Below are 18977 nucleotides of genomic sequence, written 5' to 3' on the forward strand. Positions count from 1 at the left end.
TAACCGGCGTTGAAACCGGCGTAGAAGCCCGTCCAGGTGAAGACCGGCACCGGCTGGAACACCGGCGGCGGCGCGGCGCGGCGCGGCAGGTCGGCAGCGAGCGCCGAACCGGCGAAGGCGATGCCGGCGATGGCCGTACCGGCGCGAAGGAAGGATTTCATTACTCTGGTCCTCTCTGACTGTGCCGGTGCTTCCGGGGAAGCGAGGCGGCACGGTGCCCCGTATCTATGCCAGCATCTCGGAAGATGCTGTTGCGGCTTGACCACGCCGACCGTCCCGAAGGCGGCCCCTTTGTGGCAGTGGTCTTAGTCTGCCGTCGTTCCAACCGAGAAACGTCACCCAACGGCCAAGGTTCACTTACGGCCGAGCTTTTTTTGGTGAAGCTTCCGGACAGATTGTCGCAGGGATGCAACCACGGCGTTCCGCGACGTCGGAAGGCTTACGATGGATGCAGTGCGACATGCGAGTGCTTCAGCGCACAAAAGCCTGGCCGTGGGCACCCTTGCGTCCGGCGTTGCATGGATACAACGACATTTGTGAGAACCCTAGGAATATACTCAAGGCATGAGTGCAATCGCCGATATTAGCCGGCCGTAATCCGGCTCGCTGCGGTGCGTCGTGCGCCGGAAGCTATAGAATCGGTCGGGATCGGCGTAGGTGCACAAGCCCAGCGCGGTGGCTTCGCCGATACCGGTTTCGGCCAGTCGTTCGAGAATGAAGGCCGGCAGATCAAACTGAGCGTGGTCCGGCCGTCCTTCGGCGAAGAACTTTTCGCTGCCAGGGACTTCGGAACGAAAACGCTCCATGAAGTCCAGGCCGACCTCGTAAGACGCTTGCGCGATCGTCGGCCCGAGCACGGCGACGATGCTCTCACGCTCAGCGTCGAGCGCCTCCATGGCCGCGACCGTGGCGGCGATGACGCCTGTAAGGGCGCCCTTCCAGCCGGCATGGGCCGCGCCGACGACGCGGTTCTCCGGGTCGGCGAACAGGATCGGGCCGCAATCGGCCGTGGCGATACCCAGCGCCAAGCCGGGTACCCGGGTCACCATTGCGTCGGCCTTTGGGCGCTCGGCAAGCGGGAACGGGACCTCGACGGTCACCACCTCGGCCGAATGCACTTGGTAGAGGCTGACGAGGTTCCCGCTCGGAAGTCCGAGCTGAGCGCACATGCGCGCCCGGTTCTCGGCAACGCGCGCCGGCTCGTCGTTCGAGCCGATCCCGCCGTTCAGCGAGGCGTAGAGCCCGTCGGAAACGCCTCCCTGCCGGGTGAAAAAGGCGTGCCGGATATAAGAATGCGAGCTCAGCTCGGGCGCTTCGATGAACATGGTCTCGCAGACTCTCTCTCTCTGAAGGCTCAGGCAGGGGGCGGAAGCGCCGGCAAGGGCGAGAGGGCGGGATGGCTGGCGCAGAGCACCTTGAACAGGGCGCCCATGCCGCGCGGGTCCGGGTCGGTCAGGCGGAGGGCGGCGGCCTCGATCGCCCGCGCCTGATCCGGCGTGGCATGGGCCTTCAGCCGCTCGGCGCGGGCCGCGAGACCGAGCGCCAGCAGGAAGTCGCGCTGCGTCACGGGCCCGTGCGCGGCCATGCCCTCCGCACGCGCCGCGCGGGCGAGCGCACCGAAATCGACGTGCAGAGTCAGGTCCGCTTCGCCGGGCCGGCTCAGCGGATCGGCGAAGCGATGGCCTGTCACCGCCTGGAAGGTGTCGCCGAAACCGGGCCGATCGCCACCGTAATCGATGACGAGAACTGCGCCGCCCTTCGCGACGAGGCGCCGACCGAGGTCGCGCATGATCGAGAGCCCTTGGCTCGGCAGAGTCAGCACCGCGCCTTCCGGCGCCTGCGCCGTGAGATGCGGATCGGGTTCCGGGTCGAGGCCGAAGGCGAGAGCATCACCTTCCGCCGTCAGGCCGACGCGGCGCTCGCACCATCCGCGATCCGTCCGCACGAACTGGCGGGCCGGCAAGGCATCGAAGAACTCGTTGGCGATGACCAGCAGCGGCGCGTCGGGCAGGCTCGCCACGGAGTCGTGGAAGGCCGGCGCGGCACCGGCGAGCCGCTCAGCCTGAATACGGCGCAGCACCGGGCTGGTCTCGACGAGGTGGAGATCGAAGGTGGCGCCGGCAGCGCGCAGGGCCCGCAGGGCGTCGGCCATCAGCGTGCCGCGTCCCGGTCCGAGTTCGACGAGGCAGGGCCACTGGCCCGGGGCCACCGCCGACATCATCGGCAGCAAAGCGGCCGCCCAGGCGCCGATCAGCTCGCCGAACATCTGGCTGATCTCCGGCGCGGTGACGAAGTCGCCGCCCCGACCGAAGGGATCGCGGGTGGCGTAGTAGCCGTGAAGCGGATGTCCGAGGCAGAGCGCCATGTAGCGGTCGAGGCCGATCGGCCCGTCCGCGCGGATCTCCCGCGCCAGGATCGGCAGGAGCGGCGTCGCCTCGGCGTCCACGCTCAGATCTGTCCCGCTTCCGCCTGGATATCCGGACCCTTCAGCCGGGGCCGCGTCACCCCGCGGGCGGCGAGTACGATGTAGACGAGGCCGACCAGCGCCATCGGCACGCAGAGCAGCATCCCCATGGTCACGCCGCCGCCGAGAGCGTTGACGTCCCGACCGAACAGGAATCCGAGTTGCCGGTCCGGCTCACGGAAGAACTCGCAGAAGGTTCGCGTCAGTGCATAGCCGAGCACGAAGATGCCGCCGAGCAGGCCCGGCTTGCGGAATCCGAAACGGCGCACGGCGAGCGCCATGACGATGAACAGCAACAACCCTTCCGTGGCGGCCTCGAAGAGCTGGCTCGGATAGCGCGGCACGTCACCCCCGGTGGGGAAGACGACGGCGTAGGGAAAATCCGGCGCGGCACGGCCCCACAGCTCGCCGTTCACGAAGTTGGCGATGCGCCCGAAGAACAGGCCGACCGGCACCACCACCGCGGCGATGTCGAGCATGGTGTAGCCATTTAGCCCGCGCGCGCGGGCGAAGAGCAGCAGCGCCAGGATCGCGCCCAGGAATCCGCCGTGAAACGACATGCCGCCGTTGCGAATCGCCAGGATCTCAAGAGGATGCTCCATGTAGAGCGGCAGGTTGTAGAACAGGACGTAGCCGATGCGCCCTCCCAGCACGACGCCGAGCGCGACCCAGACGATCAGGTCGTCGATGTCAGTGAGCGTAGGACGCTTGACGACGCCCCAGAGCGAATCCGCCGCGACCAGCCGGCGCGCATAGAACCAGCCGCCGACGAGCCCTGCGATGTAGGACAGGGCGTACCACTTGATCTCGATCGGTCCGATCGAGACCGCGACCGGATCGATGGCCGGGAAGGGGAGGGCGAGAAGCGGCGGCATCGACGGCCCACGAGCGGCTGACGGTTTTGGAATGCACGCCGCATTGGACCCGCGCCCCGTGGAGCGTCAAGGCGGAGCATCGTTGCGCGTCGGGAGCACGAGGCGCAATCTCGGCGGGACGATTTGCGCGGGAGGAGCGATGCTCGGCAACGGCGAGATGGTGGCGCGCCTCGTACTCGCGGGCGCCATGGGCAGCGTGATCGGCTTCGAACGGGAACGGCTGCTCTGGGCCGCGGGTCTGCGGACGCACATGCTGGTCTGCGTCGGCGCCTGCCTCTTCATGATCGTCTCGGCCTTCGGCTTCTCCGACGTGCTCGGGCAGAAGGACGTGGTGCTCGACCCCTCGCGCGTGGCCGCGCAGGTCGTCTCCGGCATCGGCTTCCTGGGCGCGGGCACGATCCTCCTGCGCGGCGAGACGGTGAAGGGGCTCACCACCGCCGCAAGCCTATGGGCGGTGGCGGCGATCGGCCTTGCCGTCGGCGGCGGCCTCTACGTCGCGGCGATCGCCGCGACGGTGCTCGTCGTCGGTATTCTCGCGGGCGTGAAGCCGATCGAGGAGCGATGGCGCGACCGGCTGCACAGCCGCGCGCTCCATCTCACCGTCAAAGCCGGGAGCCTCTCGATCGACACTCTCCAGGAGGTCACCGGCGAGCGTGCCTCGCGGGTGCGCCAGTTCGTGGTGCGTCCGGGCGACCAGGAGGGCGTGGAGGAGGTGACGATCGCCTTCGTCCGCCTTTCGCAGACGAGCGTCGCTGCCATCGCCGAGCGCCTGAGGCAGAACCCGTCGGTTCTGAACATCCGCCTAGGCTCGGAGGTGTGACGGGACCGCCGGAGCATCGCGAAATCCGCACGAGCGCCCTACTCGAACCAACAAAGCGCACTACGACGTGCGGACAGTATCTTTTTCGAGAGTCGAGCGAACGATGGCGTCGAAGCGGGTTCCCACCAGCCCCTATCCGGACCAGAAGCCCGGCACCTCGGGCCTCCGCAAGAAAGTGCCCGTTTTCCGCCAGCCCCACTACGTCCAGAACTTCGTCCAGGCGATCATCGACTGCATCCCGGACCGGAAGGGCGCGACCCTGGTCATCGGCGGCGACGGGCGTTTCTTCAACGAGCAGGTGGTGCAGATCGCCCTCAAGATCGCCGCCGCCAACGGCTTCGGGCGGGTGCTGGTGGGGCAGAACGGCCTGCTCTCGACGCCGGCGGCGTCCTGCGTCATCCGCAAGCACGGCGCCGTCGGCGGCATCGTGCTCTCAGCGAGCCACAATCCCGGTGGGCCGGAGGGCGATTTCGGCATCAAGTTCAACGGCAGCAACGGCGGCCCGGCGCCGGAGAGCGTCACGGCGGCGATCTTCGAGCGCACCAAGGCGATCGGCGATTACCGCATCTCCGACGCGCCCGACCTTGATCTCGGCCGGATCGGCACGACCGAGATCGACGGGATGACGGTCGAGGTGATCGATCCGGTCGCCGACTACGCCGAGCTGATGCGCACGCTGTTTGACTTCGAGGCGCTCGCGAAGATGTTTGCCTCGGGCTTCCGGATGCGCTTCGACGCGCTCTCGGCGGTGACCGGCCCCTACGCCAAGGCGATCCTCGAGGACGCCCTCGGCGCGGCACCCGGCACGGTTGTCAACGGCGAGCCCAAGCCCGATTTCGGCGGGCACCATCCCGATCCGAACCCGGTCCACGCCCACGAACTGTTCGAACTGATGCACGGGGCCGACGCGCCGGATTTCGGTGCGGCCTCCGACGGTGACGGCGACCGCAACATGATCGTGGCGCCAAACCTCTTCGTCACGCCGAGCGACAGCCTCGCCATCCTCGCCGCCCATGCCCACCGCGCACCGGGCTATGCCGCGGGGCTCTCCGGCGTCGCCCGCTCAATGCCGACGAGCCGCGCCGTGGACCGCGTGGCTGCCGCCCTGAAGATCGAGGCGTTCGAAACGCCGACCGGCTGGAAGTTCTTCGGCAACCTGCTGGATGCCGGCCGCATCACACTCTGCGGCGAGGAGAGCGCCGGCACCGGCTCGAACCATGTGCGCGAGAAGGACGGGCTGTGGGCGGTCCTGCTCTGGCTCAACATCCTGGCAGCGACCGGTAAGCCGGCGCAGGAGCTGGTGCGCGCGCATTGGGCCGAGTTCGGCCGCGACTACTACACCCGCCACGATTACGAGGAGATCGATTCCGGCGCCGCCAACCGGCTCATGGAGGGCCTGCGCGCCAAGCTCGCTTCCCTGCCGGGCACGAAGATCGGTGGCCTCACCGTCAAGGCGGCAGACGATTTCCGCTACGTCGATCCGGTCGACGGTTCGGTCACGGAGGCGCAGGGCGTGCGGGTCACCTTCGAGGAGGATGCGCGCATCGTCTACCGCCTTTCGGGGACGGGCACCGCCGGGGCGACCCTGCGGGTCTATATCGAGCGCTACGAATCAGCCCCCGACCGGCTGGAGCTGCCGGTGGCCGACATGCTCGGCCCCGTCGTCGCCGTGGCGCGGGCACTCGCCGACATCGAGGCGATCACCGGACGCGTGGAGCCGAGCGTCGTGACGTGACGGGCGGAACGGAGTCGCTCGGCCTGTTCCCACCGGACCGTGACACGGACAAGCTTCCGGCAATCGGCCGAGCGAAGTACCTCAAGCAGGGCAGGTGAGCAGGGGTAGCGAGCGGCGTTTCGGCGGACCTTACGTCTGATTGGGCTTGAGCTGATAGAAGATGTGCCGGCCAATCATGTCCTTGCGCTTGAGCCGGCGCGACCAGCCGGGGCGCACGTAGTCGGCGTGGTAGTGCGTCGCGCCGCCGACTTCGCTGACATAGGTCCGGCCCTCGATCACCGCGCTGGCCACGCGAGTCGCGCTGCGCCAGGATTCCGCGTCGGTGATGCGCAGCGACTTGCCCTCGCAGGCGAAGGAGAACTGGCAACCCATGAAACGATGGCGGTTCTGGTAGACGACGCCGCAGACCGAGGACGGATAGAGCCCGCTCTTGACGCGGTTCAGCACCACCTGCGCCACGGCCGCCTGGCCCTCTTCGGGTTCGCTGCGGGCTTCGAAATAGACCGCTTCGGCGAGGCAGCGCTGTTCGCGGTCCATCGCATCCGGATTGATCAGGTCGGCGTAGTGGGACTTCGCCTCCGGCGTCGACATCTGCGGATCGAGCACCGACGGGCTACGATCGAGCCGGGTCGAGAAACCGGGCAATGCGAGGTTCGACGCGGCGACCTCGATCGGGGTCGCGTCGGCGGGAGCCGGCGTCACTGACGACAAGGCGACCGCGCGAGGCGTGGCAGGGGTGGCGCCGTCCGAGTCGGCGAGATGGGGGAGACCGTCCTCGCCCGGCTCGGCTTCGTGCGGAGCGCCGGGCGCCACGAGACCGGCATCGATCACGTCCGGGCTCCACGAGGTGGACGCGACCAGGGCCCCCGTGGCGGTGACATCCCGCTCCGAGAGCCGCTCGAGCCGAAGCGTGGCGTCCGTGCCCGCGGTAGCGGTGAAGGATACCAGCAGGCCGGTGGCCACCATCCACGGCACGACGGCCGAGACGATCCAGCGGGGACCGAGGCCCAGGCCTCGAACGCGCCTCGTACGCAACGCCGACACTCCACACTCACGAGCGGCCGGAAGCTGCAGCTTAAGCCAAGCCGGAGCGACCGTTCCTCACGGGTGAGAGTTTAATCGCGAACGTGGTTGCCGGACGGTTAAGTGAATCTCACGAAGCTCCCCTGCACCGTCGTCGCCGAAGCGAGAACGGTCGGTAGCCGGGAGCTTCGTGAGGCACTTAGGGCGCCGGGCGGCCGTGACGCTGGGCCATGCCGTTCACCAAGATGGCGACGTAGCCGCTACCATTCTGCGAAGCGATGATCGTTTGGCCCGCCTGGCGCTCGTTGCGGTCGGCCTCGAGGTAAACGAGCCCGACCACGCCGGCAGCTGCGGCGAATGTCGCGAGAACTCCGAGATAGGCGGCCTGCATCGCCCGGTGACCGGGAATGATGGCACGATGTTGCAGGAGGGCAGAGGGGGAGTCGGGATGCGACATGGCTGGAAGTCCCGCGGATGCCCTGGCCGAAAGACCGATCGACGCTCGCCGCGCTATGGTCTTCCGCTAGCAGGTAACGTGCCTGGGCAACACGGGTTCAGCGGGCTGTCCGCAAAATTATTGCGAAGCTTGCCATGCCGTTCCTGAAATGCCCGCGGGCGAGGGCCCGCGGGGTCTTCGGTCAGCGGTCTCACGCACCGGTCTCAGGCATCCTTGCCGAGAGCCGCCTGCGCTGCTGCAAGGCGGGCGATCGGCACGCGGAAGGGCGAGCAGGAGACGTAGTCGAGGCCGACTTCCTGGCAGAAGGCGATCGAGGCCGGGTCGCCGCCGTGCTCACCGCAGATGCCGAGCTTGAGCCCCTGGCGGGTTGCACGGCCGCGCTCTGCGCCGATCTTCACCAGTTCGCCCACGCCCTCCTGATCGATCGACACGAACGGGTCGACCGAGAGGATGCCCTTCTGTGTGTAGGGGCCGAGGAAGGTCGCGGCATCGTCGCGGGAGATGCCGAGCGCGGTCTGGGTGAGATCGTTGGTGCCGAATGAGAAGAACTCGGCGGTCTCGGCGATCTCGCCGGCCTTAAGCGCCGCGCGCGGCAGCTCGATCATCGTGCCGACCTGATAGTCGAGCGTCTCACCCGTCTCTTCCGACACGGCCTTGGCCATGGCGTCGATGCGGGCCTTGACGATGTCGAACTCCATCCGCGTGAACACCAGCGGTACCATCACCTCCGACGTCACCGGGGCGCCGGTATCCTTGGCGGCCTGTACCGCGGCCTCGAAGATTGCGCGGGCCTGCATCTCGGCGATCTCGGGGAAGGCGATGGCGAGACGGCAGCCGCGGAAGCCGAGCATCGGGTTGTGCTCGGACAGTTCGCGGATACGGTTGCGGATCTTGTCCTCGCTGATGCCGGTGGCCGACATCACCTCTCGGATCTCCTCGTCCGTGTGCGGCAGGAACTCGTGCAGCGGCGGGTCGAGGAGGCGGATCGTGACGGGCAGGCCAGACATGATCGTGAACAACTCGACGAAGTCCTGGCGCTGGTACGGCAGGATTTTCGCGAGTGCCGCGCGACGGCCTTCCGTGTCGTCGGCGAGGATCATCTCGCGCACCGCCACGATCCGGTCGCCCTCGAAGAACATGTGCTCGGTGCGGCACAGGCCGATACCCTCAGCGCCGAACTTGCGGGCGGCGCGGGCGTCGGCCGGGGTGTCGGCGTTGGTGCGCACCTTCATGGTGCGGACTGCGTCCGCCCACTCCATCAGGGCGGCGAAGTCGCCCGACAGCTCGGGCTGGAGCATCTTGACCTCGCCCTGGATCACCTGACCGGTCGAGCCGTCGATGGTGATGACGTCACCCGCCTTCAGGGTCACGCCGCCGACGGTCAGCGTCTGCGCCTTGTAGTCGATCCGGATCGAGCCGACGCCGGAGACGCAGGGCTTGCCCATCCCGCGGGCGACCACGGCCGCGTGGCTGGTCATGCCGCCGCGCGTCGTGAGGATGCCCTCGGCGGCGTGCATGCCGTGGATGTCCTCCGGCGAGGTCTCGATGCGCACGAGGATGCAGCGGCGCTCGGCCTTCTTGGCGGCTTCCGCCGCTTCCGAGTTGAACACGATCTCGCCGACGGCGGCGCCGGGGGAGGCCGGCAGGCCGGTGGCGATGACCTTGCGCTCGGCATTCGGATCGATGGTCGGGTGAAGAAGCTGGTCGAGCGCGCCCGGCTCGATGCGCTTGATCGCCTCTTCCTTCGAGATCAGACCCTCGCCCGCGAGTTCGACGGCGATGCGCAGGGCCGCCTTGGCGGTGCGCTTGCCGTTGCGGGTCTGGAGCATCCAGAGCTTCCCGCGCTCGATGGTGAACTCCATGTCCTGCATGTCGCGGTAGTGCTTTTCGAGGATCCCGTAGATCCGCGTCAGCTCGGCGAAGCTCTCGGGCATCGCCTTTTCCATGGACGGCTTGTCGGACTTGGCCTCGATCCGCGCCTTCTCGGTAATGTCCTGCGGGGTGCGGATGCCCGCCACCACGTCCTCGCCCTGGGCGTTGATGAGGAACTCGCCGTAGAGCGCGCTCTCGCCGGTGGAGGGGTTGCGGGTGAAGGCGACGCCGGTGGCCGAGGTGTCGCCCATGTTGCCGAACACCATGGCCTGGACGTTGACGGCCGTGCCCCAGCTCTCGGGGATCTGGTTCAGCTCGCGGTACTTCTTGGCCCGCGGGATCATCCAGGAATCGAAGACCGCGCCGATCGCACCCCAGAGCTGGTCCTCGGGCTTCTGCGGGAAGTCGGAGCCGTGCTCGTCGCGGACGATCTTCTTGTAGACGCCGATCAGGTGCTTCCAGTCGTCGGCCTTCAGCTCGGTGTCGAGGTTGAGGCCCTTCTCTTCCTTGTAGTGCTCCAGCGCCTCCTCGAAGGCGTGATGCTCCACGCCGAGCACGACGTTCGAGTACATCGTGATGAAGCGGCGGTAGGAATCGTAGGCGAAGCGCTCGTCGTCGGCGTCCTTGGCCAGGGCCTCGACGGTGGCGTCGTTGAGGCCGAGATTGAGCACCGTGTCCATCATGCCCGGCATGGAGGCGCGGGCACCCGAGCGGACTGAGACCAGCAGCGGCTTATCCGCATCGCCGAAGCGGCGGCCGGTGAGCGCACCCACCTTGTCCAGGCCAGCCTTCACCTCGCCGGCAAGTTCCGCCGGGTAGGTCTCGCCGTTCTGGTAGTAGTAGGTGCAGACTTCCGTGGTGATGGTGAAGCCGGGAGGCACCGGAAGGCCGAGATTCGACATCTCGGCAAGGTTTGCCCCCTTGCCGCCGAGGAGGTTGCGCATCGACGCCTCGCCCTCGGCCTTGCCGTCACCGAAGGAATAGACCCATTTCGTCATCAGTCTCTCCGCTGGACGGATTTTGGCGACCTGAGCGCCGCTCACGCGGGCGTGGCGCATCTCATGTCGCAGTGCAAGGATTAGCTTCGCGTCGCTCCGCGGCGGGGAGTGACGATGCGAGGGGGCTGTCAGGAACGAAAGTACGCACGCTTGAGGACAGAGACCTGGCGCGAGCGCGTACACCGCGTCTCGTCCGAGCCGCGTCGAGCATTACGGTGCGCGGTTCAGGAAAAATGACGCAGGACACCCAGGCCGATCAATCCAACGACGATCAGGTAGACCGCCACGATATAGTTCAGGAGCCGCGGCGCAATCAGGATGAGGATGCCCGCCAGGATCGCGATGATCGGCTGCAGGTTCGACACGGTGATGGTCATGATTACACTCCACGGCCAAGCTTGACCGCACCCTGAAGACGTTCTGGCCCCGGCTCCAGTTCCTTACCCAGGAGGATCGGGCCGGGCAGTGCTCGGTGACTCACGTCCGGGCTGCACGTCTCGATCGTCAATCCCTGTAGGCGTGCCGCTCGTAGAACCGGACGTCGTCCCTTAGGATATCGGTAAGCCGCGACATCATCTGCGTGTCGTCGAGCATCTCAGATCGCTCGTCGTATCGCGGCGTGACGTTGATCTTGTGGCCGGGATCGATCGGCCGTTCCGCCAGCGCCGCGAGTGATGCGAAGAATACGTCCCGCCGATCATGCCGTCCGATGAGGTCGAAGCAAGACATATCGACGCCGCCGAAGTACGTTCTCGACATTAAGTGCGTGTAGGTCGGGATACGAGCCATCTCCAAGATCGTCAGCTTATTCTTCTTGATATATTGCAGCAAGATGCCGCCGACATTATCGGGCACAGATTGGAAGTAAAAATACGTCGAAATCAATGCATCGACGGGATGACGAAGCATAACGAATCGTCTCGCATCGGAAATGCGCCGATATTTGTTGATGTGAAGATGGCCGTAGACACATTCGATACCGAGCGGAATCGTGAAGTCTCGGGCGAAATATCCGATCGGATCGAACGTGACCGGCGAATCGACACGAGGCGGCGCGTCGTCGTAGTCACGCATCAGTTCCGTGCCATAGGCCTCCATGAGGGCCGTTCCCACGGATGAACCGCCCGCCTTCGGGTAATGCACGCCGATCAGCACGTGACGGCTCCTTTCCAATCGACGCCGGACGCCGGATCAGCCGCGTCGCGTCGGCAAGGAGGCCGGCGCGTACGGTCGGGACGCGGGCACCGGCCCTTCGACGCGAAGGCGTCCTCAGGCGCGATACTTGCCGCTGCGCTTCACGACCACACGGGCGCCAACGGGGACGCGCTCGTAAAGATCAACGATGTCCTCGTTGAGCATGCGCACACAGCCCGAGGACATCTGCTCGCCGATGCTCCAGGGCTCATTGGTGCCGTGAATGCGGAAGAGCGTGTCACGGTTGCCATTGTAGAGATAGAGCGCACGCGCGCCGAGCGGATTGTCGACGCCACCCTTGCGCGAGCGCTCGATGCCCGGGTTGAGCGAGACCATCGTGGTGGTCGGGCTCCAATCCGGCCAGACTCCCTTGCGGCCGACCCGCGCGTCGCCCTTCCACGAGAAGCCGGCCTTGCCCACGCCGACGCCGTATTGCAGCGCCGTGCCGCCCTCCTGCACCAGAGCGAGCTGACGCTTGTCGATATCGACGACGATCGTTCCCGGCGCTTCGGGACCGCTATAGGCGACCTCCTGACGGCGATATTTTGGGTCGATCCGCGAACGGTCGACCAGCGGCACGTCGAACGGCTTGTCGGGCATCGTACCGATGTACCAGGCCGCATCGTCATCGCCGCCGGCCATCGGGCCCGGCTTGGAAGACTGGCAGGCCGCAAGCGGAACGAGGCAGAACACCGCGAGCATCACGCGGCGGATCGCCGCCCGAGTGGTGACGGGCGCGGCCGTGCCGGCGGTCTTGGGGGCTGCCATAGCGGCTCCTGTCACCGCCGCTGGCGGCGGGTTAGCGTTGCAGAACATCCGCCATGACTACCCGCCTCAGGCTCGAACGGGTGTGACTTCGGGGCCGCATCGAGCGAGGAACGTTGCCGTGAGGCGGCCTCGCCCAGCGCGCTGGCCGCGTTATCTGCAGCACAAAATCGCGTGAGCCGGAGGGAAGGATGCCGGAGACCGAGACCCAAAGCGTCGAGGAAGTGGGTGTCGTCGTCACGACACTCGCGCCGGCGATCCACCTCGACCATTGCGTCATCCACGTCTCCGACTGGGAGCGCTCGACCGCGTTCTATCGGGACGTGCTGCAGGCCGAAGTGATCCCGTTCGGCAAGGGCGTGGTGTTTCGCTTCGGCGGCGTCCAGCTCAACGTGCACGGTCCCGGCCAGATCGGTACGCCGCGTGCCCGCCAACCGGTCATGCCCGGCGGCAGCGATCTCTGCTTCCGCTGGTCGGGCACGATCGAGGAGGCGGCGGCACATTTGGCCGCTCATGGCGTTGCGGTCGAGTTGGGACCCGTCGAACGCAACGGTGCGGCGGGCCAGGGCGTGAGCGTCTACTTCCGCGACCCGGACGGCTCGCTGATGGAGTTCATTACCTATCCGACGCCGTGATCCTCAGTTCGGACCGCCGATCAAGCCGGTTGCAGTTCGTCCACGAGGTGTCGCCCGCCTGGATCGGACCGGCGCGAACGCTACCCCTGTCAGGCGTTGCCGACTTGCTCAGCCAGTCTCTGATTGGTCTGCTCAAGACGTAGAGCGAGTTCACGCATGACGGCGATGCTGATCTGCGGAAACTGCGCGAGCAACTCGATGAACACGTCGCGGTCGATCCGCAGAGCCGTGGTCGCGGTGTCGGCGATCACGGTCGCCGAGCGTGGCTGGTCGGCCAGAATGCCCATCTCGCCGACGAGCGCGTTGGGGCCGAGCAGCGCGAGGCGCACGGGGCCGAACGGCCCGTCGATGGAGACCGCGGCAGCCCCTTCGAGGATGAGATAGGCCGCATCCGCTGTCTCTCCGCGCGCGAAGAAGGCTTGTCCCGCCTCGAAATGCACCCGCTCGCTGGTGAAAGCGAGAAGCTTGAGGCGAGACGGCTCGACCTCACGAAACAACGGCACCTGCCGTAGGGACATCACCTCGGTGTCGAGGGTCATGGACACACTCCGATGCGCCTGAACGGCGGCAGGCGGAAAGGCCCGCGGGTAGACGTACCGGCGGACCGTGTCAAAGCCACCGTACCTTCGAGCCTCTAGGGCGAAGCAGACAATCTCCGGCGAGAACGCTGCCTCTCCCACGCGCTTGAAGCACGCTCGACGCCTCGGAACGATAATGCCGTCGTCACGCGTCTCGACGCGTCGACAGTCCGAGTTCACCTGAGTCAGGCGGGCTGCGCTTGGCGCTGGCATTCGGCTGCGGAGAATCGAAGGGCTCCTCATGCGTCGTCGGCGTCAAACTGTCCTCCGGCGCCGGCATTTCCGGCAGCGGCGTCCGATTGGGTTCAGGAAGGCCGGAGCCCGCCGACGTGGCGGCGGACTTGGCCGCAAGCGAAGGCTTCACCATGTATCGGTTCGTCATCCCGGCTCCTCATGGGTCTGGACCGGCCTGTGGAGACCTGTTCACAACCTTGCGTCATGCGCTGGCGTGAGCAGGGCTAACGTCTGGACGAAACACGGGTTTCCCCAAGCGCGGCCAATGATACAGCCAAGGAACAATCGAAAGGGACGACGGTTGAGGAGGGTGTGAAGAGTTTGCCTGAGGAGGCGCTGATGGCATCTGGTAATTCCACCTCGAAGCGAGGTTTCGCTTCCATGAATATCGAACGGCAGCGCGAGATCGCCAGTAAGGGTGGTCGGTCGGTGCCGGCTGAGAAGCGATCCTTCTCGCAAGATCGTGAGCTCGCCTCGTCCGCCGGCCGCAAGGGTGGTCAGTCGACGGGCCGCACGGGCGAGGCTTAAATCGGCCGAGGCGGTTCCGGGCGCGTTGCACGCGTTCGACCGCCCGGCCCCCCTCACAAAACAGAAATATATTTCTAACTACGGGCGCCGCGGGCGTCTGTTTCTTTTTCCGGCGGACTTTCAACCAGCGGCATCGGCGCGGGCCAGTTCGCGCCATTTGACGACGAGCTCTTCGAAATCGCGGAGATCAGCCTCACCGAGCCGGCCCAATGTGCGCGTGACATAGGCCGCCTGCGCGGCGATCCCTCGGGCTGCGACCTGGGCACCCGCGGTGGTGAGATGAAGCGCGTGGGAGCGGCGATCGCCGGGAATCGAACGGCGCTCGACCAGCCCGGCCTCGACGAGACGATCGATCAGGCCCGACACGTTGCCTTTCGTGACGTAGAGCCGCGCGGCCAGTTCCTGCTGCGTCAGTCCTTCCTGCTCGCTCAAGGTCGACAGCACGTCGAATTGCGGGATCGAAAGGCCGAGTTCCCGCAGTTCCGCGGCAACGGCGGCCGTAACGCGCCGGCTGAGACGGATGAAGCGAAACCAGACCCGCAAGGGGTCGCTGGGTTCGGCCTTCGAAGCGGGACGGGCTTGACGCTCGGACATGTCCGTCCAGCTTGTAGCAGAGGGATGTCCGCCGGGCAGCCGAGTGGCGCGGCTCACCCCCAACCTGTAGACTGCTCGGCAGTTTATCCACGCTTCACATCCCTTCATCCGTTTCCGGTGTCATGCGTCGTCAGCTTCTCGATGAACCGGTGACGCGGGCCGGCCGCTACGCGCGGACGCTCGCCCTGTTCTCCCTGATCGTCACCGCCATGGCGGTATTGATCGTGCGCAGCCCCTCGGCCGAGCCGGCGCCAGCGCTCGCCGTGCTCGGGAGCGGGATCGCCCTCTCCGTCGTCGCGGTGGCGCTCGCCCTGTTCGCAATGGTGCGGGTCTGGCGCGAAGGCGCGGGCGGTCTCGGGGCGGCCATCGGCGGCCTGTTCCTCGCGAGCCTCGTCCTCGCCTATCCGGCCTATGCGGCGCTCAAGGGCGTGCGCCTGCCGGCGCTCACCGATGTGTCGACGGACACCGAGCGCCCGCCCGCCTTTTCACGCTCACGCCTTGCCTTCGCTGCCCGCGACGGCCGCTACCCGCCCGAACCCGGGTCGGCAACGCGCGAAGCGCAGCGTGCGGCCTATCCGCAGATCGCGCCGCTGACCCTCGACGTGGAGGCCGACGAGGCGTTCGAACTGGCGCGCAAGGCGGCCGTGAATCGCAAGTGGCAGATCATCGAGGCGATCCGGCCCGGCGGACGGATCGGCAACGGTCGCATCGAGGCGGTGGCCCATACACGGATTCTGAACCTGCCGGCCGACATCACCGTGCGGGTGCATCCGCGGGCCGACGGCGCCCGCATCGACGTGCGCTCCGCATCCCGGATCGGCGACCGCGACTTCGGCGACAATGCCGATCGAATCCGCTCCTACCTGGACGAGGTCGCCAACCTCGCTATCGCACTCAAGTAGCCGCGCTGTCCTCAAGCGGGCCGGAACGTTCCAGCGAGCAGCGGCGGGCCATCGGTCACGGCGAGGCCCCGCTCCACCAGATCCTCGAGATGGGCGAAGACGGACAGCGCCGCCGCACCGCGCAGGTGCGGGGCGAGGCCCTGATAGACGGTGCGGACGATGGCCGCGATGTCGCGGTCGCCCGCGTCCAGCCGGGCGCGGATCGCCGCCTCCCGTTGGCGGCGATGGGCGGCGAGTCCGCGCACGAAGCGTCGCGGATCGCGCACCGGTCCGCCATGGCCCGGCCAGTACAGTGTCTCGCTCCGCTCTCGCAGGCGCTCCAGCGAATCCATGTAGGCCCGCATCGACCCGTCGGGCGGCGCGACGATGGAGGTCGACCAAGCCATGACGTGATCGCCGGAGAACAGCACGTTCTCCTCAGGCAGGGCGAAGGCGAGATGGTTCATGGTGTGGCCGGGGGTCGCCAACGCGGTCAGGGTCCATCCTTCGCCGGTCAGGCTCTCCCCATCCTCCAGTTCCCGGTCGGGCCGGTGCTCGCGGTCTGCGCTGGCATCGAGGGCGGGCAGCTCGTTCTCGGCGAGCCGCCGCGCGGCCCTGTGCGGGCCGCAGCCTACGATCGGCGCGCCCGTGCGTGCTTGCAGCAGGCGGGCGCCGGGAGAATGGTCGCGGTGGGTGTGAGTCACGACGATGGCCTCGACGTGCTCGCCGTCGAGCGAGGCCAACAGCCCGTCGATGTGCTCGGCCTCAGCCGGCCCCGGATCGATCACGGCGACACGGCCGCGCCCGACCACGTAGCTGCAGGTCCCACTCGCGGTGAAGGGGCCGCCATTGGGGCAGATCCGCCGGCGCACGAGCGGGCTCATCGTCTCAGTCCGCCCGGGCGCGGGAAGAGCGCTCTCGAAGCTGGGGGAGGGGGCCTGCGCGTCCGTGGACGGTTCACTCATGACGACGGCTTCAAACGACGACGGTGCCGCTCGCCTACGACAGCCCGGCGCATTCTCCAACTCGTGCGCCCGCCTGCCGGAAAGAGGCGATCATTGCCTGAACGGCGAGGGCGACACGACGCGGACCTGCGCGAAGCCTTCACCCCGTGAGACGACCGGCGCGAAACCTGCGGAGGCCATCTCGATCCGCGGCTTCATGTTCTGCGCATCGGCGACGCGCAGGCGGCGGGATCCGGATTTCGTCGCGCGTAGCACCTCCTGAAACGCCACACTCGCCGCGTCGCGATGCAGGGCTCCGACCCGTTCTTCGATGGCGCCACAGCCGCGTTGGCTCAAGGCCGCGACCCGATAATCGACGAGCGTGGGTCCTGCCCGAGAGAGACCCGCGACGACATCGGCTCCCTCCTCCGAGGCGACCACGTCGCCTGGACGCAAGGTTCGGTCATCGGCCAACGGCATCAACGGACCGGCGATACCTGACGGTTGGCATGAGCAGCTTTCGACGCGCGTGCGGCGGTAGAGATTGGCCGAGGCGGTGCGCAGATAGGGGCGGCCGTCGAGACCGACCGATTGCTCAAGCTCCGGCCGCCCCGTTGCCAGGGTGAACAGCTCGGTCTGCGCGCCGGGGCAGGCGGCCGCGCAGGCCGCTGCATGAACGGGAAGATCCGCCCGTGCATGCAGGCGGCCCAGGGGAAACACGTATCCGTCGCAGCGGCGCACGCAGACGGTCCGTGTCCCTGACACGAAGGAGGTCGGGGCGACGGCTCGCTCCCGCCGGCTGGGCTGCACCGGGCGCGCATCGAGACGCGGCGTCCGCTGCACGAAGCGATATCCGGCGACGCGTCGCGTGTCGGGCAGCGATGCGTAACGACGAGGCGCCTTCGGCATTGGCTTCGCGACCGGTACGGGGCTCGCGCCACCGAAGATCGTCTCGAACAGACCGTTCAGCAGGCCGCGCTCGGCGGCCCGCACCATCGTCGTGGCACTCGTCATGCCGACGCCAATCAGCAAGCCGATGAGCGCGGTCGTGATGAGGCGTCGGCGCAGCGCCAAAACCGGATAGGAGGTGCCACTCGTCGCCCATGCTCCGGGCGCACGCTTGCCGAAACCCATCCCCGCCGCCCCCGTCGCTCCGGCGCGTACGACGAGTCCGCCATCGAAGCTGGACCGGTCGAACGTATCGCCTGGGCGTCAGCTAGGCCGCCGATCATGGCGATGACAATTTCGGAAGACCACGCAGAAATGGCCAAACGCCTCCCATTCGAACCAGCGAAATGGCTTTTCCCTGCTCAAAATACTGAGGGATCGGCACAGTCCGTTGGGCACGACGCTGCGTGATCTGCTGCGGCCGATAGCAAATCTGTGGAAAGGTCGATGCAACGAAAAAGCGCCGCCCAAAGGGACGGCGCTCGATGTGATTGCCTCGCAGCGATCGAAGAGAGACAATGGAACGGCGGCTACCTGCCTCAACGGCGGCGAGCGGATTTCACACGAACCGGAATGGGCTGAAGAACCGGCTGCGGCGAGAGCGCCGACAAGAGCCGGGCTGCCGCTTCCAAGGCGGCTTTCGCCTGCGCGATCGCCGGAATTAAGAGCTTTTTCTGTGCGGGCACGCCAGAGGCCTCCTTCACATCATCACGTCTGGTCGTCGTCTTGCAGTGAGATGGTGACGAACGGCCGGATTTGCCAGTCGGTTCCGAGAGTCGGCGACGGTCGCACGCGGTTCGTAATAAACTCTTCACGGCGTCGGCATCGCAAAAGGAACTTGCGACGAAAACTTGGCGTTATTGCTTCCAAGAGGCGGCGGCACGGGCCGCGCCAGTCGTTAGAAGGAAGTTCGACATGCTCGGGTGGGCTGTTACGTTCCTGGTGGTTGCCCTCGTTGCGGCCCTGCTGGGCTTCGGCGGCATCGCTGGCACGGCCATGGAGGCCGCCAAGCTCGTGTTTTTCGTCGCGATCGTTCTGTTCGCGATTTCGGCGGTGATTGGCCTGATGCGCGGTCGCTCGCCGACTTTGTAACGATCGTCTGACAAGCGAGCCGCACCCGACACCGGGAGCGGCTCGAACCGTTCGAGAAAACGAGACGGACGAGTCAGGGGCCGGCCGGCTCATCCGATATCGGTCTGTCATCCTCAAGGCGCGCGATCAGATCTCGGAAACGGTCCGGAATCGGCTGTTGCACAACGGAATCGTACATCGCGCGCAGATGGTTTCCGATGCGCCTCTGCGTCTGGTCATTGAAACCGTTCTCGCCACGCAATCGAGTGGGCCGGTCCCCGGTCGGGCACGCGCCGGCCGGCTCGTCCTCGTTCATGCTTTCACGATCCCCTTGGCGCCACATCTGCCGCGATTGTCTTGC

22 protein-coding genes are annotated in these 18977 nt (G+C 66.9%); 6 read left to right on the forward strand and 16 right to left on the reverse strand.

Annotated features, from left to right (window positions below):
* Nucleotides 1-557: 557 nt before the first annotated feature.
* Genes pgeF through lgt form a run of 3 tightly spaced genes read right to left on the reverse strand, consistent with a single transcriptional unit; the run spans nt 558 to nt 3339 of the window.
* On the reverse strand, nt 558-1325 hold the full coding sequence (pgeF, locus tag FHU13_RS21800; RefSeq protein ID WP_183437945.1) for a peptidoglycan editing factor PgeF: 768 nt from the start codon (nt 1323-1325) through the stop codon (nt 558-560).
* Nucleotides 1326-1354: 29 nt separating this feature from the next.
* Entirely contained in the window at nt 1355-2446 is a 1092-nt protein-coding gene (locus tag FHU13_RS21805) for a class I SAM-dependent methyltransferase (protein ID WP_183437946.1), read from the reverse strand.
* A gap of 2 nt (nt 2447-2448) precedes the next feature.
* On the reverse strand, nt 2449-3339 hold the full coding sequence (gene lgt, locus FHU13_RS21810; protein ID WP_183437947.1) for a prolipoprotein diacylglyceryl transferase: 891 nt from the start codon (nt 3337-3339) through the stop codon (nt 2449-2451).
* A gap of 139 nt (nt 3340-3478) precedes the next feature.
* Here lgt and FHU13_RS21815 point away from each other — a divergent pair, with 139 nt between their 5' ends.
* Both FHU13_RS21815 and FHU13_RS21820 read left to right on the forward strand, forming a co-directional pair.
* Nucleotides 3479-4159, forward strand: a complete 681-nt coding sequence (locus FHU13_RS21815) for an MgtC/SapB family protein (protein WP_183437948.1) — start codon at nt 3479-3481, stop codon at nt 4157-4159.
* A gap of 103 nt (nt 4160-4262) precedes the next feature.
* Nucleotides 4263-5894, forward strand: a complete 1632-nt coding sequence (locus tag FHU13_RS21820) for an alpha-D-glucose phosphate-specific phosphoglucomutase (RefSeq protein ID WP_183437949.1) — start codon at nt 4263-4265, stop codon at nt 5892-5894.
* A gap of 129 nt (nt 5895-6023) precedes the next feature.
* Here the strand turns inward: FHU13_RS21820 and FHU13_RS21825 are convergent, their stop codons facing one another.
* From FHU13_RS21825 to FHU13_RS21850, 6 genes are all read right to left on the reverse strand, one after another.
* Nucleotides 6024-6929, reverse strand: a complete 906-nt coding sequence (locus FHU13_RS21825) for a cell wall hydrolase (protein WP_183437950.1) — start codon at nt 6927-6929, stop codon at nt 6024-6026.
* Between the two features lie 187 nt (nt 6930-7116).
* Nucleotides 7117-7374, reverse strand: coding sequence for a hypothetical protein (locus FHU13_RS21830; RefSeq protein ID WP_183437951.1), 258 nt, complete (start codon nt 7372-7374; stop codon nt 7117-7119).
* Nucleotides 7375-7577: 203 nt separating this feature from the next.
* Nucleotides 7578-10244 carry a pyruvate, phosphate dikinase gene (gene ppdK, locus FHU13_RS21835; RefSeq protein WP_183437952.1) on the reverse strand — a complete coding sequence of 889 codons (2667 nt, stop codon included), beginning with the start codon at nt 10242-10244 and terminating at the stop codon, nt 7578-7580.
* A 224-nt stretch (nt 10245-10468) separates the two neighbouring features.
* Complete coding sequence (locus tag FHU13_RS21840) at nt 10469-10621, reverse strand: DUF3096 domain-containing protein (RefSeq protein WP_003599447.1); 153 nt, start codon at nt 10619-10621, stop codon at nt 10469-10471.
* Between the two features lie 127 nt (nt 10622-10748).
* Nucleotides 10749-11399: a hypothetical protein gene (locus FHU13_RS21845; RefSeq protein WP_183437953.1), complete on the reverse strand. Its 651-nt coding sequence runs from the start codon at nt 11397-11399 to the stop codon at nt 10749-10751.
* A gap of 114 nt (nt 11400-11513) precedes the next feature.
* Nucleotides 11514-12206 (reverse strand): L,D-transpeptidase, encoded by a 693-nt coding sequence (locus FHU13_RS21850; RefSeq protein WP_183437954.1) that lies wholly within the window; start codon nt 12204-12206, stop codon nt 11514-11516.
* Between the two features lie 188 nt (nt 12207-12394).
* Between FHU13_RS21850 and FHU13_RS21855 the strand changes: the two genes are divergently transcribed.
* Nucleotides 12395-12838: a VOC family protein gene (locus FHU13_RS21855; RefSeq protein ID WP_183437955.1), complete on the forward strand. Its 444-nt coding sequence runs from the start codon at nt 12395-12397 to the stop codon at nt 12836-12838.
* Nucleotides 12839-12927: 89 nt separating this feature from the next.
* Here FHU13_RS21855 and FHU13_RS21860 read toward each other — a convergent pair whose 3' ends face one another.
* Nucleotides 12928-13377, reverse strand: coding sequence for a Crp/Fnr family transcriptional regulator (locus FHU13_RS21860; RefSeq protein WP_183437956.1), 450 nt, complete (start codon nt 13375-13377; stop codon nt 12928-12930).
* A 184-nt stretch (nt 13378-13561) separates the two neighbouring features.
* Nucleotides 13562-13783, reverse strand: coding sequence for a hypothetical protein (locus FHU13_RS21865; protein WP_312889628.1), 222 nt, complete (start codon nt 13781-13783; stop codon nt 13562-13564).
* A gap of 206 nt (nt 13784-13989) precedes the next feature.
* On the opposite strand from FHU13_RS21865, the gene FHU13_RS21870 reads away from it, so the two are divergent.
* Nucleotides 13990-14178 (forward strand): general stress protein, encoded by a 189-nt coding sequence (locus FHU13_RS21870; RefSeq protein WP_041371474.1) that lies wholly within the window; start codon nt 13990-13992, stop codon nt 14176-14178.
* Between the two features lie 120 nt (nt 14179-14298).
* On the opposite strand, the gene FHU13_RS21875 is transcribed toward FHU13_RS21870, so the two are convergent.
* Nucleotides 14299-14772, reverse strand: coding sequence for a MarR family winged helix-turn-helix transcriptional regulator (locus FHU13_RS21875; RefSeq protein WP_183437958.1), 474 nt, complete (start codon nt 14770-14772; stop codon nt 14299-14301).
* 122 nt (nt 14773-14894) lie between these two features.
* On the opposite strand from FHU13_RS21875, the gene FHU13_RS21880 reads away from it, so the two are divergent.
* A complete protein-coding gene (locus tag FHU13_RS21880; protein WP_183437959.1) occupies nt 14895-15674 on the forward strand; it encodes a DUF1499 domain-containing protein in 780 nt (259 codons plus the stop codon).
* Nucleotides 15675-15685: 11 nt separating this feature from the next.
* Here the strand turns inward: FHU13_RS21880 and FHU13_RS21885 are convergent, their stop codons facing one another.
* The 3 genes from FHU13_RS21885 to FHU13_RS21895 all read right to left on the reverse strand — a co-directional run bounded on the left by FHU13_RS21885 (nt 15686) and on the right by FHU13_RS21895 (nt 18231).
* Complete coding sequence (locus FHU13_RS21885; protein ID WP_183437960.1) at nt 15686-16618, reverse strand: MBL fold metallo-hydrolase; 933 nt, start codon at nt 16616-16618, stop codon at nt 15686-15688.
* 90 nt (nt 16619-16708) lie between these two features.
* On the reverse strand, nt 16709-17731 hold the full coding sequence (locus FHU13_RS21890; RefSeq protein WP_183437961.1) for a DUF2865 domain-containing protein: 1023 nt from the start codon (nt 17729-17731) through the stop codon (nt 16709-16711).
* 353 nt (nt 17732-18084) lie between these two features.
* Nucleotides 18085-18231: a hypothetical protein gene (locus FHU13_RS21895; protein WP_183437962.1), complete on the reverse strand. Its 147-nt coding sequence runs from the start codon at nt 18229-18231 to the stop codon at nt 18085-18087.
* A 229-nt stretch (nt 18232-18460) separates the two neighbouring features.
* Between FHU13_RS21895 and FHU13_RS21900 the strand changes: the two genes are divergently transcribed.
* Nucleotides 18461-18637: a DUF1328 domain-containing protein gene (locus FHU13_RS21900; protein ID WP_003599466.1), complete on the forward strand. Its 177-nt coding sequence runs from the start codon at nt 18461-18463 to the stop codon at nt 18635-18637.
* A 73-nt stretch (nt 18638-18710) separates the two neighbouring features.
* Here FHU13_RS21900 and FHU13_RS21905 read toward each other — a convergent pair whose 3' ends face one another.
* On the reverse strand, nt 18711-18932 hold the full coding sequence (locus FHU13_RS21905) for a NepR family anti-sigma factor (RefSeq protein ID WP_183437963.1): 222 nt from the start codon (nt 18930-18932) through the stop codon (nt 18711-18713).
* Between the last annotated feature and the right edge of the window lie 45 nt (nt 18933-18977).

Source organism: Methylobacterium sp. R2-1 (assembly GCF_014191355.1).
GTDB lineage: Bacteria > Pseudomonadota > Alphaproteobacteria > Rhizobiales > Beijerinckiaceae > Methylobacterium.